At 73.4% G+C, this 14,014-nt stretch carries 13 protein-coding genes; 3 read left to right on the forward strand and 10 right to left on the reverse strand.

The genetic code is table 11. The features are described 5' to 3' along the window. Nucleotides 1-5: 5 nt before the first annotated feature. Both ACH4E7_RS30855 and ACH4E7_RS30860 read left to right on the forward strand, forming a co-directional pair. The gene (locus ACH4E7_RS30855; RefSeq protein ID WP_396252448.1) at nucleotides 6-1,244 is read left to right on the forward strand and encodes an acyl-CoA dehydrogenase family protein; all 1,239 of its coding nucleotides are present in this window, start codon (nucleotides 6-8) and stop codon (nucleotides 1,242-1,244) included. Between the two features lie 50 nt (nucleotides 1,245-1,294). After that, on the forward strand, nucleotides 1,295-2,542 hold the full coding sequence (locus ACH4E7_RS30860) for a cytochrome P450 (RefSeq protein ID WP_396252449.1): 1,248 nt from the start codon (nucleotides 1,295-1,297) through the stop codon (nucleotides 2,540-2,542). 160 nt (nucleotides 2,543-2,702) lie between these two features. Here ACH4E7_RS30860 and ACH4E7_RS30865 read toward each other — a convergent pair whose 3' ends face one another. The 3 genes from ACH4E7_RS30865 to ACH4E7_RS30875 are packed head-to-tail and all read right to left on the reverse strand — an operon-like array spanning nucleotide 2,703 to nucleotide 5,732. Beyond that, on the reverse strand, nucleotides 2,703-4,046 hold the full coding sequence (locus ACH4E7_RS30865) for an FAD-dependent oxidoreductase (RefSeq protein WP_396252450.1): 1,344 nt from the start codon (nucleotides 4,044-4,046) through the stop codon (nucleotides 2,703-2,705). 36 nt (nucleotides 4,047-4,082) lie between these two features. After that, nucleotides 4,083-4,514: an SgcJ/EcaC family oxidoreductase gene (locus ACH4E7_RS30870; RefSeq protein ID WP_396252451.1), complete on the reverse strand. Its 432-nt coding sequence runs from the start codon at nucleotides 4,512-4,514 to the stop codon at nucleotides 4,083-4,085. Between the two features lie 36 nt (nucleotides 4,515-4,550). After that, a complete protein-coding gene (locus ACH4E7_RS30875) occupies nucleotides 4,551-5,732 on the reverse strand; it encodes an acyl-CoA dehydrogenase family protein (protein ID WP_396252452.1) in 1,182 nt (393 codons plus the stop codon). Between the two features lie 197 nt (nucleotides 5,733-5,929). Between ACH4E7_RS30875 and ACH4E7_RS30880 the strand changes: the two genes are divergently transcribed. Next, a complete protein-coding gene (locus ACH4E7_RS30880) occupies nucleotides 5,930-7,510 on the forward strand; it encodes a 4-hydroxyphenylacetate 3-hydroxylase family protein (protein ID WP_396252453.1) in 1,581 nt (526 codons plus the stop codon). A gap of 33 nt (nucleotides 7,511-7,543) precedes the next feature. On the opposite strand, the gene ACH4E7_RS30885 is transcribed toward ACH4E7_RS30880, so the two are convergent. The 7 genes from ACH4E7_RS30885 to ACH4E7_RS30915 form a co-directional block, all read right to left on the reverse strand. Continuing rightward, nucleotides 7,544-9,229, reverse strand: coding sequence for a thiamine pyrophosphate-binding protein (locus tag ACH4E7_RS30885; protein WP_396252454.1), 1,686 nt, complete (start codon nucleotides 9,227-9,229; stop codon nucleotides 7,544-7,546). 114 nt (nucleotides 9,230-9,343) lie between these two features. After that, nucleotides 9,344-10,342: a class I SAM-dependent methyltransferase gene (locus ACH4E7_RS30890; protein ID WP_396252455.1), complete on the reverse strand. Its 999-nt coding sequence runs from the start codon at nucleotides 10,340-10,342 to the stop codon at nucleotides 9,344-9,346. 138 nt (nucleotides 10,343-10,480) lie between these two features. After that, the gene (locus ACH4E7_RS30895) at nucleotides 10,481-10,705 is read right to left on the reverse strand and encodes a DUF4287 domain-containing protein (protein WP_396252456.1); all 225 of its coding nucleotides are present in this window, start codon (nucleotides 10,703-10,705) and stop codon (nucleotides 10,481-10,483) included. Nucleotides 10,706-10,862: 157 nt separating this feature from the next. Beyond that, on the reverse strand, nucleotides 10,863-11,120 hold the full coding sequence (locus ACH4E7_RS30900; protein ID WP_396252457.1) for a DUF6059 family protein: 258 nt from the start codon (nucleotides 11,118-11,120) through the stop codon (nucleotides 10,863-10,865). Nucleotides 11,121-11,130: 10 nt separating this feature from the next. Continuing rightward, on the reverse strand, nucleotides 11,131-12,027 hold the full coding sequence (locus ACH4E7_RS30905) for a prephenate dehydrogenase/arogenate dehydrogenase family protein (protein WP_396252458.1): 897 nt from the start codon (nucleotides 12,025-12,027) through the stop codon (nucleotides 11,131-11,133). Between the two features lie 78 nt (nucleotides 12,028-12,105). Further along, a complete protein-coding gene (locus ACH4E7_RS30910) occupies nucleotides 12,106-12,915 on the reverse strand; it encodes a TIGR03084 family metal-binding protein (protein ID WP_396252459.1) in 810 nt (269 codons plus the stop codon). Between the two features lie 54 nt (nucleotides 12,916-12,969). Next, entirely contained in the window at nucleotides 12,970-13,998 is a 1,029-nt protein-coding gene (locus tag ACH4E7_RS30915; RefSeq protein WP_396252460.1) for a carboxymuconolactone decarboxylase family protein, read from the reverse strand. Nucleotides 13,999-14,014: the final 16 nt, after the last annotated feature.

Raw genomic sequence — 14,014 nt, forward strand, 5'->3', positions numbered from 1 at the left:
TTCCCATGACCATCGCCCCGGCCGGCGCGTTCGCCGGCCCCACGGCCCCGCCGGAGCCCGGCCTCACCCCGGCCGACGTCATCGCCCGGGCCGAGGCCCTGGCCGCGACCCTGCCCGAGCGGCAGGCCGAGACCGAGCGGCGCGGCTTCTACGCCCAGGACACCCACGAGGCGTTCAGCCGCGCGGGCCTCTACCGCATCCTGGTGCCGCGGCGCTTCGGCGGCTACGGGTTCGGCGCCGAGACCTTCATGAAGGTCTCCATGGCGCTGGCCCGCGGCTGCCCGTCGACCGGCTGGATGTACCTGTTCGGCGCGGCGCACGCCCTGGTGGCCGCCACCCTCTTCGACGAGCGCACCCAGGCGGAGGTCTTCGCCCGGGGCGAGTTCATCTGCCCGGCCACGGTCGCCCCCGCCGGCACCGCGCAGCCGGACGGGGAGGGCGGCTGGGTGCTCGACGGCACCTGGAACTACTGCTCGGGCTCCCCCTACGCCACCCACTTCATCGGCCACACCATGGTCCCCGGCGGCGAGGGCGAGCCGCCCGCGCCGCTGATGTTCATCGCCCCGCGCGACCAGTGGGAGCGACTGGACGACTGGGGCGACCAGCTCGGTCTCAAGGGCAGCGGCTCGCACAGCATCCGCATGCGGGGCGCCCGCGTCCCCGCGCACCACACCCTCGGCGGGCACCTCAGCCAGATCGCCGTCACGGACTCCACCCCCGGCCGCGTCCTGCACGGCCCCGAGTACGGCGGCGGCCCGCTCAGCTTCATGCTGCTGGAGCTCGGCGTGCTGGCGGTCGGGATGGCCAAGGGGGCCCTGGACGCGTACGAGCAGCTGATGCTGACGCGTACGACCTCGTTCTTCCCCATCGTGTCGCGCACCGAGGACCCCGACTACCAGTTCCGCTACGGCGAGGCCACCGGCCGGATCGCGACGGCCGAGGCGGCCGTCCTGCACGCCACCCGGCAGTGGCAGGAACTGTGCCGTGAGGGTGCGGACGCCTTCACCCGCGAGACGGAGCTGAGGCTGGCCACCATCAGCCGCGAGGCGGTGCGGCTGTGCTGGGGCGCGGTGGAGGGGCAGCTGTTCCCCACCGCCGGCTCCAGCTCGGTGCGGGCCGGCGAGCGCATCGAGCGCGTGTGGCGCGACCTGTCGACCCTGCACAGCCACGCCGGCAACGGCGTCTTCCTGTCCTCCCTCGCCAACCGCGAGCTCGCCCAAGCCCACTTCGGCTCCGGCCGGTGACGGCACCGCCCGTCCCCCGGACCTCGTCCACCACAGATCGGAACCCAGCCATGGAGCAAAGCTGCCCCTTCGCGCTCGACACCACCGGGCGCGACATCCACGGCGAGGCCGCGGTCCTGCGCGCCGAGGGCCCCGCGACCCGGGTGGAGCTGCCCGGCGGGGTCCTCGCCTGGTCGCTCAACGGCCACGACGTGATCAAGAAGGTGCTCGGCGACCCCCGGGTCACCAAGAGCGCCCGCAACCACTGGCCGGCCTTCGTCAACGGCGAGGTCCCGCCGGACTGGGAGCTGATCAGCTGGGTCGCGATGGACAACATGGTCACCGCGTACGGGAAGAACCACGTACGGCTGCGCAAGCTGACCGGCAAGGCGTTCAGCCCCCGCCGCACCGAGGCGTTCCGCCCCCGCGTGGAGGAGCTCACCGACCAGCTGCTGGACGCGCTGGAGCAGGCCGGGCCGGGCGAGGTCGTCGACCTGCGCGAGCGCTTCGCCTATCCGCTGCCGGCCCGCCTGGTCGCCGACCTGATCGGCATGCCGGAGGAGGCCCGCGCCAAGACCGCCAAGGTCATCGACGCCATGGTCGACACCACCATCACCCCCGAGCAGGCGCACGCCGTGCTGGCGGGCTGGCGCGGGGCGATGGCCGACCTCATCGCCGACAAGCGGCGCGAGCCGGGCGAGGACATCACCAGCGACCTGGTCGCCGCCCGGGACGAGGACGGTTCGCGGCTGTCCGAGGACGAGCTCACCGACACGATCTTCGCGATCCTCGGGGCCGGTTCCGAGACCACGATCAACTTCTTCGACAACGCCATCACGGCGCTGCTCAGCGACCCCGCCCAGCTGGAGCTGGTCCGCTCCGGCCGGGCGACCTGGGACGACGTGATCGACGAGACGCTGCGCGTGGAGTCGCCGCTGGCGCACCTGCCGCTGCGCTACGCCGCCGAGGAGATCGAGCTCGACGGGGTGACCATCCCCAAGGGCGACCCGATCCTCGTCAACTACAGTGCCGTGGGCCGCGACCCCGGGCTGCACCCGGACGACCCGGACGTCTTCGACCTGGCCCGCGCCGACAAGGAGCACCTGTCGTTCGGGTTCGGGCCGCACTACTGCCTCGGTGTCGGTGTCGCCCGCCTGGTGGCGAAGACCGGCCTGTCGCGGCTGTTCGAGCGGTTCCCGGACCTGTCGCTCGCCGTCACCAAGGACGAGCTGGAGCCGCTGCCGACCTTCATCATGAACGGCCACCGCAGCCTCCCGGTCCGGCTGACCGCCGCGGTACCGGCCGGCGCCACCGGCTGAGGCCCGCACTCCCCGCCCGAAGGGCCGTCCCGCACCGGGGCGGCCCTTCGGGCCGTCCGCCCCCCGGACGGGGCGCGCCGGGTCTGCCGGGGCCCCGGTCCGGGACAGCGCAGAGCCCGCCGTACCGGGGGATGTACGGCGGGCTCGTCCAGGGGGTCCGCTAGGCCGCGAGGGCCGCGGACTCCCTGAACCCTCGTTGGACGCGTTCGACCAGCTCCGGGCTCATCAGCGCCGCCGGGGACTCCACCAGTCCGGCCACCCGCATGAAGGTGGCGGTGATCTCCCCGTCGACGACGGCGGCCGCGTGCAGCTGGGCCATGAAGGCGCCGCCCTGCTCCCACTCGGGGGTGCGCTCGCCCTCGACCTCGGGGTAGCCGAGGTCGGCGCCGGCGGAGAACTGCCAGGGGAACTCGATGACGTCCGAGATGTCGGCGAGGAAGGCCAGCGGGTCGACGCTCCCCTTCGCCAGGTGGTCGCGCAGGACCAGCGCCTCCAGCGCGGCGACGGTCATGCCCTGTCCGTAGACCGGGTTGAAGCTGCACGCCGCGTCGCCCACCACGAGGTAGCGGGCCGGGAAGCGGTCCAGCCGGTCGTAGCGGCGGCGCACGCTGGCCGGGTAGCGGAACACCGCGCCGTCGTCGACGGGCTCGGCGTCCTTGAGGACGTCGTGGATGTCGGTGACCGGCAGGCTGCGGGTCCACTCCAGGTAGCCGTCCAGGTCGGCGGGGGCGCTGTCGCCCAGCACGCCGGTCAGGGAGACGGCGACCAGGCCGTCCTCGATGCGCGAGAGGAACGCGCCCCGGCGGTGGCTGGGCGAGGAGACCGGGTTGATCGACAGGTCGCCGTCCAGCACCGAGTCGTCGCGCAGCCGGAACTTGCGGGTGGTGTACGTCAGGTCGACCTTGATGCGCTCCTCGGCGGGACGCTCGTAGCCGAACTCCTCCAGCCACACCGGGGTCCGCGAGCCGCGGCCGGTGGCGTCGACGACGAGGTCGGCGTCGACGGTGCGGACCCCGTCGGCGCGGTCGTGGGCCTGGATCCGCACACCGGTGACCGTGTCATGGCCGGCGTCCGTGGTCAGGCCGACGATGTCGTGGCCCTCCAGGAACGTCACGTTCGCCAGTTCCGCCACCCGTGCGCGCACCCGGCCCTCCAGGACGGGACGGGTGGCCGACACGCAGATCAGCCCGGTGGTGCCCGGGCTCAGCCGCCGGCCGTTGAAGAACCAGCGCAGCTCGCCGAGGTCGCCGGTGGGTATGCCGGCGTCGATCGCGCCCTGGGTGAAGCCGGGGAACAGCTCCTCCAGGATCTGCTGCCCGCGGGCGAGCAGCCCGTGGACGTGGCGGCCCTGGCCGACGCCCTTGCGGGCGGCGGCCGAGCCCGCCACCACGTCGCGCTCGATGATCAGTACCTCGTCGTAGGAGTCGGCCAGGACACGGGCGGCCAGCAGGCCGGCCATGCTGCCGCCGAGTACCACCGCGCGGGCGCCCCGAGTGCGGGTCATCGCGTTCATCCCTCTCGAATCGTCGTCGGCCGCGGATCAGGCGGCGTTGCGCGGGCTGTTCTGGTAGGCGGCGAGGAACCAGCGGCCTTCCTTCTTCACGACGACCCAGGAGGCGTGGACCGCGCGCTCGGGGGCGGGCTCGGTCTCGCCCGGGGCGAGCACCCCGCCGCGGGTGATCAGGACGCCGGACTCCTCGTTCGCGAAACGGACGTCGATCGGGGTGCCGGTGACGCGGGTGCCCTTGTACGGTCCGGCGAAGGCCTCGGACATGAAGGCGCGGACGGCGTCCCGGCCCTTCTGGAGGACACCGGGCAGGATCATCGTCCCGTCCGGGGTGAAGACGTCGGCGAACGCGTCGGCGTCGTGCGCCGCCCAGGCCTCGACGATGCGCTGCGGCAGGGCGGCGACGGCCGCCTTGTCCTCGTCGGAGATCTCGAAGGCGGCGGCGGTGGTGGTCTGCGTGGTCATGTCTGCTCCGTGGAAGGTGTCGGTGGGTCTGGGCGCTCAGATGTAGAGCGTGTTGGGCTCCAGGCCGCACAGGACCCGGCCGTACAGCTCGGTGTTGGTGTTCGGGTTCATGAGGGCGTGCAGGCTGACCGCCTGGATGTCCCGGGTGATGCGCTGGATCGGCACGTCGCGGTAGATCGAGGAGCCGCCGGAGGCGGAGGCGAGGATGTCCACGGCCTTCTTGGCCAGGCGTACGACGGCGCCCATGTCCGCGCGGGCGCGGGCGCGCTCCTCCAGGGTCCACTCGGCGCCCGACTCGCCCTTGGAGTCGACGAGGTCGGCCAGGCGGTACGCGTGGAACTCGGCCTGGTCGGTGGCCAGGACCGCCTCGGCCACCTGGAGGTGGGTGAGCGGGGCCTCGGCCTGGCTCTCGTAGGCGGTGTACGTGAGGGTGCGGCCGGGCAGCCGCTCGAAGAAGGCGTCGCGGGCGGCGCGGGCCAGGCCCAGCACGGTGCCGACCGAGGAGGCGGAGGCGACCGGGAGCAGCGGGGCGCGGTAGATCGCGGAGGCCGCGTTCAGCTCGGACGCGTACTGGCCCATGAGGATGGCGGGCAGCGGGATCACGCGCTCCTGCGGGACGAACACGTCCTGGGCGACGGTGCTCACGCTGCCGGTGCCGCGCAGACCGGAGGTGTCCCAGTCGTCGACGATCTGGAGCTGGTCCATCGGGACGAGCGCCATGACCGGCAGGTGCTGGCCGTCCGGGGTCGGCAGGACGGCGATGATCTCCTGCCAGTGGGCGTGGCGGGCCCCGCTGACGAAGCCCCACTTGCCGTTGACGGTGATGCCGCCCTCGGCGGGCGCGGCCAGGGCGGAGGGGCTCAGGGTGCCGCAGATGCGCACGTCGGGGGTGGAGAACACCTCGTCCTGGACGGCGTCGGGGAAGAGGCAGGCCATGAAGGTCGGGATCCAGTAGACCGACGCGGTCCAGGCGGCGGCGCCGTCGCCGCGGCCGAGTTCGGCCGCGACCTCGACCAGGGTGCGGGTGTCGGCCTCGTAGCCGCCGTAGCGCTTGGGCACGCGGAGCTTGAAGACGCCCGCCTCGGCGAGGGCCTCGATGGTCTCGTCCTGGAGACGCCCGTCCTCCTCCGCCTGCGCGGCGTTGCGCCGCAGCAGCGGCGCGAGGTCGGCGGCGCGCTGCACCAGCTGCGCACGCGTGGGGATCTCGGCAGTGAGCATCGTAAGTCCTCCGGGACGTAACGGTCTTAGAGCCAGGCGGTTCTGAGCCGACCTCACACCGCGCGGGACCGCCGGGGCACCTTCCGGATTGCGATGTGGCGGCCACGCTGCGACTTGCGCAGGTCCGGGCCCGTACGGGCCCGGCTATCGCACGCGGGAAGAAGCCCGGGCGGGGACCGGCTGACACGATGGAACGCATGACCTCCAAGGACGATGCCGCCGCGGCGGGCCGGCCGGACGCGCCGCAGACGAGGCCGCTGACGGGCGACGAGTACGTGGAAAGCCTCCGGGACGACCGTGAGGTCTTCATCTACGGCGAACGCGTCAAGGACGTCACCGGGCACCCGGCGTTCGCCAACCCGGTGCGCATGACGGCCCGCCTCTACGACGCGCTCCACGACCCCGCCCACCAGGACGTGCTGACCACGCGGACGGACTCCGGCAACGGGTACACCCACCGCTTCTTCACCACTCCGCGCAGCGTCGAGGACCTGGTCGCCGACCAGCAGGCCATCGCGCGCTGGTCCCGGCTGAGCTACGGCTGGATGGGGCGCAGCCCGGACTACAAGGCGGCGTTCCTCGGCACGCTCGGCGCCAACGCCGAGTTCTACGAGCCGTTCTCCGACAACGCGCGCCGCTGGTACCGCGAGACCCAGGAGAAGGTCCTCTACTGGAACCACGCGATCGTCCACCCGCCGGTGGACCGCAACCTGCCGCCGGACCAGGTCTCCGACGTGTTCGTCCACGTCGAGAAGGAGACCGACGCGGGCCTGGTGGTGAGCGGGGCCAAGGTCGTCGCGACCGGCTCGGCGCTGACCCACCACAACTTCATCGCCCACTACGGGGTGCCGGTGAAGAGGAAGGAGTTCGCGCTGGTCGCCACCGTGCCGACGGGCGCGAAGGGCGTGAAGCTGATCTGCCGGCCGTCGTACACGGCGATGTCCGCGGTGATGGGCAGTCCCTTCGACTACCCGCTGTCCTCACGGCTCGACGAGAACGACACCATCCTCGTCCTGGACAAGGTCCTCATCCCCTGGGAGGACGTCTTCGTCTACGGCGACATGGCCAAGATCCAGATGTTCTCGGGGCAGTCCGGGTTCATGGAGCGGTTCACCTTCCACGGCATGACGCGGCTGGCGGTGAAGCTGGAGTTCATCGCGGGCCTGCTGGCCAAGGCCCTGGAGATCACCGGGACCGCCGACTTCCGGGGCGTGCAGACCCGTCTGGGCGAGGTGCTGGCGTGGCGCAACCTCTTCTGGGGGCTCTCGGACGCGGCCGCCCGCAACCCGAAGAAGTGGCGTAACGGGGCCGTGCTGCCCAACGCCGACTACGGGATGGCGTACCGCTGGTTCATGCAGGTCGGCTACCCGCGGATCAAGGAGATCGTCCAGCAGGACGTCGCCAGCGGACTGATCTACCTCAACTCCAGCGCGGACGACTTCAAGAACCCGCAGATCCGGCCGTACCTCGACAAGTACGTGCGCGGCTCGGCCGGGGTCGATGCCGTCGAGCGGGTGAAGGTCCTCAAGCTGCTGTGGGACGCCGTCGGCACCGAGTTCGGCGGCCGCCACGAGCTGTACGAGCGCAACTACGCGGGCAGCCACGAGGCCACGCGCGCCGAGCTGCTGTTCGCGCAGACGGCGTCGGGCCAGATGGACGACTACAAGGCGTTCGTCGACCAGTGCCTGTCGGAGTACGACCTCGACGGCTGGACCGTGCCCGACCTCAGCTCGTTCGAGGGTCTGCGGGACGCGCGCAAGGGCCTGCTCGGCGGCTGACCCGCCCGCCGGCCCGCGCCGCCGGCGCACGTGTCACGGCCGGTGCGCGTCCTGCGGCGCGATCAGGTCGGCCAGGTACGGCGCCACGACGCCGGGGACGACCTTGCAGTCCAGCAGCAGGGTGCCGGGGCCGCCCCGCTCCTGCCAGGTCCGCACGGCGGCCAGGTCCTCGACGGTGCGGACGGTGGCGCCGGCGCCTCCCAGCGCCCGGGCCACGCCGGCGAAGTCGGTGTCGGCGAAGCTCAGGGTGGCGCGGTCCGCCCCCTGGGGCGCGTACATGTGCTCCTCGAAGCCGTACGACGCGTCGTCGTACACCACCACCAGCGCCGAACGGCCCGAGCGGATCAGCGTGTCGAGTTCGGACAGGCCCATCAGCGCCCCGCCGTCGCCGACCGCCGCGACCGTGGTCCGGTCGGGCCGGCCGACGGCGGCGCCGACCGCGCCGGCGAGCCCGAGGCCGATGCTCTGGAAGGCCGCGCCGGTGAAGACCAGGCCGGCCGGGTCGGGCACGCTCCAGTACATCGCGGGCCAGCCGATGAAGTGCCCGCCGTCGAGGACCACCGTCCGCTCCGGGGGCAGCAGGTGGGCGAGAGCCGCCGTCAGCGTGCGCGGGTCGACGCGGCCCGCGCCGCCGCGGTCCTCGTGCGGGCGGGCCGCCCAGCCGACCGGCATCGCGTCCGCGGTGACGTCGGTGCGCCACTCGGACGGGGGCAGTGCCCGCTCGCCGAGGGCGTCGAGCAGCTGTGCCGCCACCGCCGCGGCGTCGCCGCGTACGGACAGGTCGACCCGCTCGGAGGTGGGCCCGGCCGCGAGGTCCACCTGGACGACCGTCGCCGCCGGGTCGAGGATGCGGCCGCCGTGCAGGGTGAAGGTGTCCAGGCGGGTGCCGAAGGCGACGACCACGTCGGCCTCGCCCTCCAGGGCGGCGGCCGCCGGGTCGGCGAAGCCCCCGCACACCCCCAGCGACCAGGGGCTGTCGTGGAACAGGCCGTTCGCCATGACGGTGGTCGCGAACAGCGCGCCGATCCGGTCGCCGAGTTCCAGCAGGATCTTGCCCGCGCCCGAGTGCCAGGCCCCGAGTCCGGCGAGGATCAGCGGGCGGCGGGCCCCGGCCAGGGCGGCGACCGCCCGGTCCAGGTCCTCGGGCGGGGCCGCGGGCGGCTCGACCGCCCGCGGGTACGGCGTCGTGCTCCCGCCCGGACGCGCCTCGTACGTCTGCGCGGACGTCTCGACACGACTGTTGAGAAGGTCGCCGGGGAGGAGGACCGCCACCGGGATCCGCTCGGCGCGGGCGGTGCGCACCGCGGCGGCGATCTCCTCGCGCACGGCCTCCGGGCGGGTCAGGCGCACCACGGGCACGCCGAGCGACTCGGCGAACGCGCTCTGGTCGATGTCGTGGCGGCGCGGCCCGGTCGTCGGCGCGTCGCCGCACAGCAGGAGCACACCACTGCGGTGCTTGACCGCCTCGGCGAGGGCGGTCGCGGTGTTGGTGATGCCGGGGCCGTGCGTGGTGGTGCAGACGGCGACCTCGCCGGTCGCCCGGAAGTAGGCGTCGGCCATCGCCATGGCCCCGCCCTCGTGGCGGGCCGCCGTGTACTCCACGCCCGCCCCGGTCAGCGCCGCGGTGGCGAGGATGTTGCCGCCGCCCACCACACCGAAGGCGTGCCGGATGCCGCAGTCGGCGAGGCTCTGTCCGGCGGCCGCCGCGAGTGTCGTCATGGTTGGCTCCTCGGTAAGTCGTGTGAAGCAACTCACGGGTCGAAAAAAGTGTGGCCCGGACGGGTCCTCCCCGCCGCGCGCGGACGAGGAGGACCGTCGGTTCGGGCCGGCGGCTCAGGCGAGTTCGAAGACGACCTCGCCGACGGTCATCTCGATGCGGTTGGTGCGCACCAGCTCCCAGCCGCCCTCGGCGAAGACCGACTCCCAGTCCTCGACGGTCGGCAGGAACGTGCCCATCAGGTCGTGGCCGAGCTCGAACCCGAGTGTGAACACGGGGAGTTCGGTGTCGGGCAGGCTGGTGCGCGTCGCGTCGCCGATCAGCAGGCGGCGGGCCGAGGGGAAGACCTCGCGCAGCCGGCGCAGGCTGGCCACGCAGTTCTCCCGCGGCCAGAAGTCGTGACCCATCATGAAGCAGGTGAGCAGTTCGACGTCGGCGTACTCGGGCCTGGGCTCCAGGCGCAGCACGTCGCCCTGGAGGAACTCGGTCCGGCCCGCGAAGCCGGCCTCGAGGGCCTCCTTGCGCGCCACGTCGATGGAGGGCTGGGCGATGTCGATGCCGACGCCGGTCGCGCCCGGGTAGCGGTCGAGGACCTGCATCAGCCGGGCGCCGCTGCCGCAGCCGAGGTCGGCGACCCGGGTGAAGGGGAAGTCGACCCGGTCCATGGCCGCCCAGAAGGTGGGGGCGTAGGTGACCTGGTCGATCTCACGGCAGGCGTAGGCGATGGCGGCGGCGTCGCGCCGGTAGTAGTCGCCCGTGCGGTTCTCGGTGCGCAGCACGGCGGGGATCTGCTGGAACAGCTCGGCGCTGCCCCGGCCCAGCCAGTGGAAGAACGACTTGTTGCGGTACATCTCGTCGTAGCCGCCGAGCGGGGTGACGAGCGTGTCCTCGCGCCGGACCAGGCCGACCGCGGCGAGGGCGCGGAAGAGGCCGTTGGTCGACTGCGCGTCGAGCCCGTTGCGGGCGGCGAAGTCCGCGGTGTCGAGCGTGCGCGCGCGGTGCAGCTCGTCCAGTGCGCCGATCTCCCAAGCGGCCGCGATCGCCCAGGCCGCCACGGCGGAGTTGTAGATCGAGGCGATACCGCGCGTGTTGCTCTGTGCGATGTCAACGGTCACTGCTCTGCACCTCATGATCGGGACGGTTCACGGGATCTGTCCTTCTTGGCCTCCATGCTTGAAGGTGGGTGGGGGCAGGGCATCTTTGACGTTGCTCTGCCCCGTACCGCTCGACGGCGGGACCCCGCGGATAACGGTTCAGCTCACGCTGTCCTCGGCGAGGGTGTGCGCGACAAGCGCGTAGGCGTGGCCGTGGCTGAGCCCGTGCTCGGTCTTGAGCCACTTGACGAGCTCCATGTGCCGGGTCAGCGGCGAGGAGCGGATGAGGTCCACCCACTCTGTCGCGGGGCGGCCGTACTTCTTCTCGATGGCGGGGAAGTAGCTGGCGGGATCCTTGACCATGGCCATATCGGAAATCTCCATTCTTGCTTCTGCTCTTCTGCTCTCACCCGAAGGCGGGTGAGCCGGGGTTCTTTACGGTGGGCACGGAGGTTCGCGGCCCTCCTGAAGTGCGATCGGTCGTCACCCTGAGCGCGCTGACCGGTCGCGGCGCGGGCCAGGAACTCCGTGCCCGGACCGGTCAATCCGTCAGCTGCCGTTCCAGGGCGCGCTCCACGGGGGAAAGCGGACGGTCGGCGCACAACCGCTCCGGATGCCCCGAAGGCGGCGCGTCCAGGACGTGGACCTCCTCGGCGGGAGGCATCGGACCGATCAGGATCCAGCCGGAGGTGCACAGGGCCTGGTAGATGCCGTGGATCAGACGCACCGCCAGGATGCGTACGGGCGCGAGCTGCCGGCCGGCCGCGCCATGGGGCTTTGAGGGCGATATGACGGTCACGACGCGACCGTCACACCCGGCCACCGGTCCGCGCATCTTGCGGTGTGCGCAGCTCACAGGTCTGGGCGAGGGCCGCGTGCCCCTGCCGGCCCCGCTCCAGCAGCAGGCCGAGCTCGACCGGTGCGGTGTCCGCCCCCTCGTGCAACGTGCGGGCCGCGGCGCCGAGTTCGCCCACGGCCCGGCCGACGGCGTCGGCGACCGGCCCCGCGTTCTGGGTGAGCAGGTCGCCGCCCAGCACCGGGTCCGCACCCGCGGCGGCGACCACGGCGGCCAGCTCGTCCCCGCCGAGGGCGAGGAGCTCCGGACCGACCTCGGCGAGGCCCGCGGCGAGCACGGCGGCGACCAGGTACGGCAGGTGGGAGAGGACGGCGACGGCCCGGTCGTGCGCCTCGGGGGTCATGTCCCGGCGGACCGCCCCGCACAGCTCGACCAGGGCGGCGACGGTCTCCAGCGCCCGGTCGGGGGTGGTTTCGTACGGGCACAGGACCCAGGGGCGTCCGGTGAAGCGGCCGGGCCCGGCGGCGGCGCGGCCCGGCGCGTCAAGGCCGGCCAGCGGGTGCCCGGGCACGTACCCCTTGAGGTCGCAGCCGCGCAGCTCCGCGTCGGCGCTGATGATGTCCTTCGTACCGGCGGTGTCGGTGTAGACGTGCCCCAGCGCCCTGGCCTGCGCCGTGTACAGGACGTCGACGACGGCGGACGGCGGGGTGGCGACGACCACGAGGTCGGCGGGCGGGCGGCCCGGGGTCCAGGGGGTTCCGGCGCCCAGGGCCGCCGCCTCGGCGGCGGCCTTCGGGTCCCGGTCGATCAGGGCGACCTCGACGCCCGCGCCGGTCAGGGCGAGGGCCACGGAGGTGCCGGTGATGCCGCAGCCGATGACGACGGCGGTGCGCAGGGGGGTGGTGGTCACGGTGACTCCTGGTGGCGGGCTGCGGGCGGCGGGGTTGGTGGGCTTCGGGCGGAAAGCGGCGGGGTGGTCACCGGCGGCTCAGTGGTCGCAGGCCTGGTGGCCGAACTGGCCGGGGGTGCGTCCTTCGCCGGCCGGGCCGCGGTAGGCCTGGGCGATGTCCAGCCAGCGGTCGGCCTCCTCGCCGGTGGCCGTCAGGGCCAGGTCGTCGCGGTGGCGGCGGCGGGTGACCAGGAGGCAGAAGTCCTCGGCGGGCCCGGTGACCTTGTTCGCCGCGTCCTCGGGGCCGAAGGCCCACAGCTCGCCGCTCGGGGAGGTGACCTCGATGCGCAGCGGCTCGGCCGGCGGGGTCAGGCCGCGCGAGAGGTAGCCGAAGTCGCGGGTGAGGAAGGCGAAGAGGGCCAGGTGGCGCAGCCGGTCGGTGGGCTCGCGGCGGACGCCGAGGGCGTCGGCGATGTCCTGCCCGTGGCCGAAGAGCTCCATGATTCCGGCGGAGGCGAGGACGGTCGGCGGCAGCGGGTTGACCAGCCACGGGACGACCTGGCCCTCGGGGACGGCGGCGAGGGCGTCGACCGAGGACTGCCCCAGGGCCCGGAAGCGGGCGAGGAGTTGGGCCGGCGGGAACCGGTTGAACTGCTGGAGCGCGGCGTTGACGGAGCCGTCGAAGTCGTGGGCGGCGCCGGCCGCGATCTTCGCGAAGGCCTCGCCGTCGGAGGCGGCGGTGCCGGCCAGGTGGAAGATGAAGGTGAGGTGGGCGATCTGGTCGGCGACGGACCAGCCCGGCGCGGGGGTCGGGGTGGCCCAACCGGCCTCGTCCAGGCCCTCGACGAGGCGGGCGGTCTCCTCGATCTCGGCGGCCAGGTCCTTCAGGACGTCGTTGAGCGTGCTCATGGGGTTCTCCTCGGGCGGGGTGGTGGTGTCTGTGCGGGGTGGTGGCGGGGAGGGTCAGCCGGCGTGCGGGGCGGGGCGGACGGGGGCGGGGAAGCGGGCGCCGATCCGGACGGCCGCGGTCAGGGCGGCCCAGGAGGCGAGTTCGACCAGCTCCCGGTCGCCGCCGTGGACGGCGCGGAAGCGCTCGATGTCCGTGTCGGTGGTCTGGTACGGGGCGAGTGCGATCAGCAGGGCGAGGCGGGCGACGGGCCGCTGCTCGTGCGGGAGCCCTTCGAGGGCCACGTCGAGCCAGACCCGGCTGGGTCCGGGGTTCACCCCGTCGTGGACGGCGAGTTCGGCGCGCACCAGGTCGCGGACCGGTGCGGGGATCCAGCGCTGCGCGCGGGCCTCGACCGCGGCGACCGCCCGGGCCAGCGCGCCGGCCACGTGCGGGGCGCCCTCGGCCCAGGCCAGGTCCGCGGGCAGCGGTGCCGCGGGGAGCAGGGCCAGCGAGTCGCCGGGGCGCACGGTGGTGCCCGGATCGGGCCGCATGGCCCGGGCCACCATCCGCAGGACGGGGCCTCGCCCGGCCCGGGGAGCCGCGCCGGGGACCGGGGAGTCCGGGAGGAACAGCCGGACCATGCGGTTGAGGTAGTGGAAGGTGACGGCCACGCCGTAGGCCTCGGGCGCTTCGACCGCGCCGACGGGGGCGCTGCCACCCGTGGCGCTGGCGCGGGCCCAGTCGGCGAGCGGGCGGTGGGCTTCGGTGTCCGCGTCGGGCAGGGTCTCGAACGTGGCCTGGTGGACCTCGACGCAGTACGGGCAGTCGTTGGCCCGGGACACCCCGGTGGCGATGGCCTCCTTGGCGGCCCGGCCCAGCCGGCCCTCGGCGAGCAGGGTCTCGCGCAGCAGCGTCCAGGACGCGGCGAGTGCTTCCGGGGCCGGCGAGTGCAGGGCCAGCGGCGGGGCGAGGACGCCGAACTCCCGGCGGGCCTGCCCGTAGACCTCGGCCACCAGGGCCCGGGCCGCGGCGGGCCGCACGGCCGCGACGTGCCGGATCTGCTGGAGGGAGCCCTTGAGGATCCCTCGCACGAGCGGTCTCACCGCCGCCTCCTCACTT

It is taken from the genome of Kitasatospora sp. NPDC018058, from assembly GCF_044327205.1.
Classification (GTDB): domain Bacteria; phylum Actinomycetota; class Actinomycetes; order Streptomycetales; family Streptomycetaceae; genus Kitasatospora.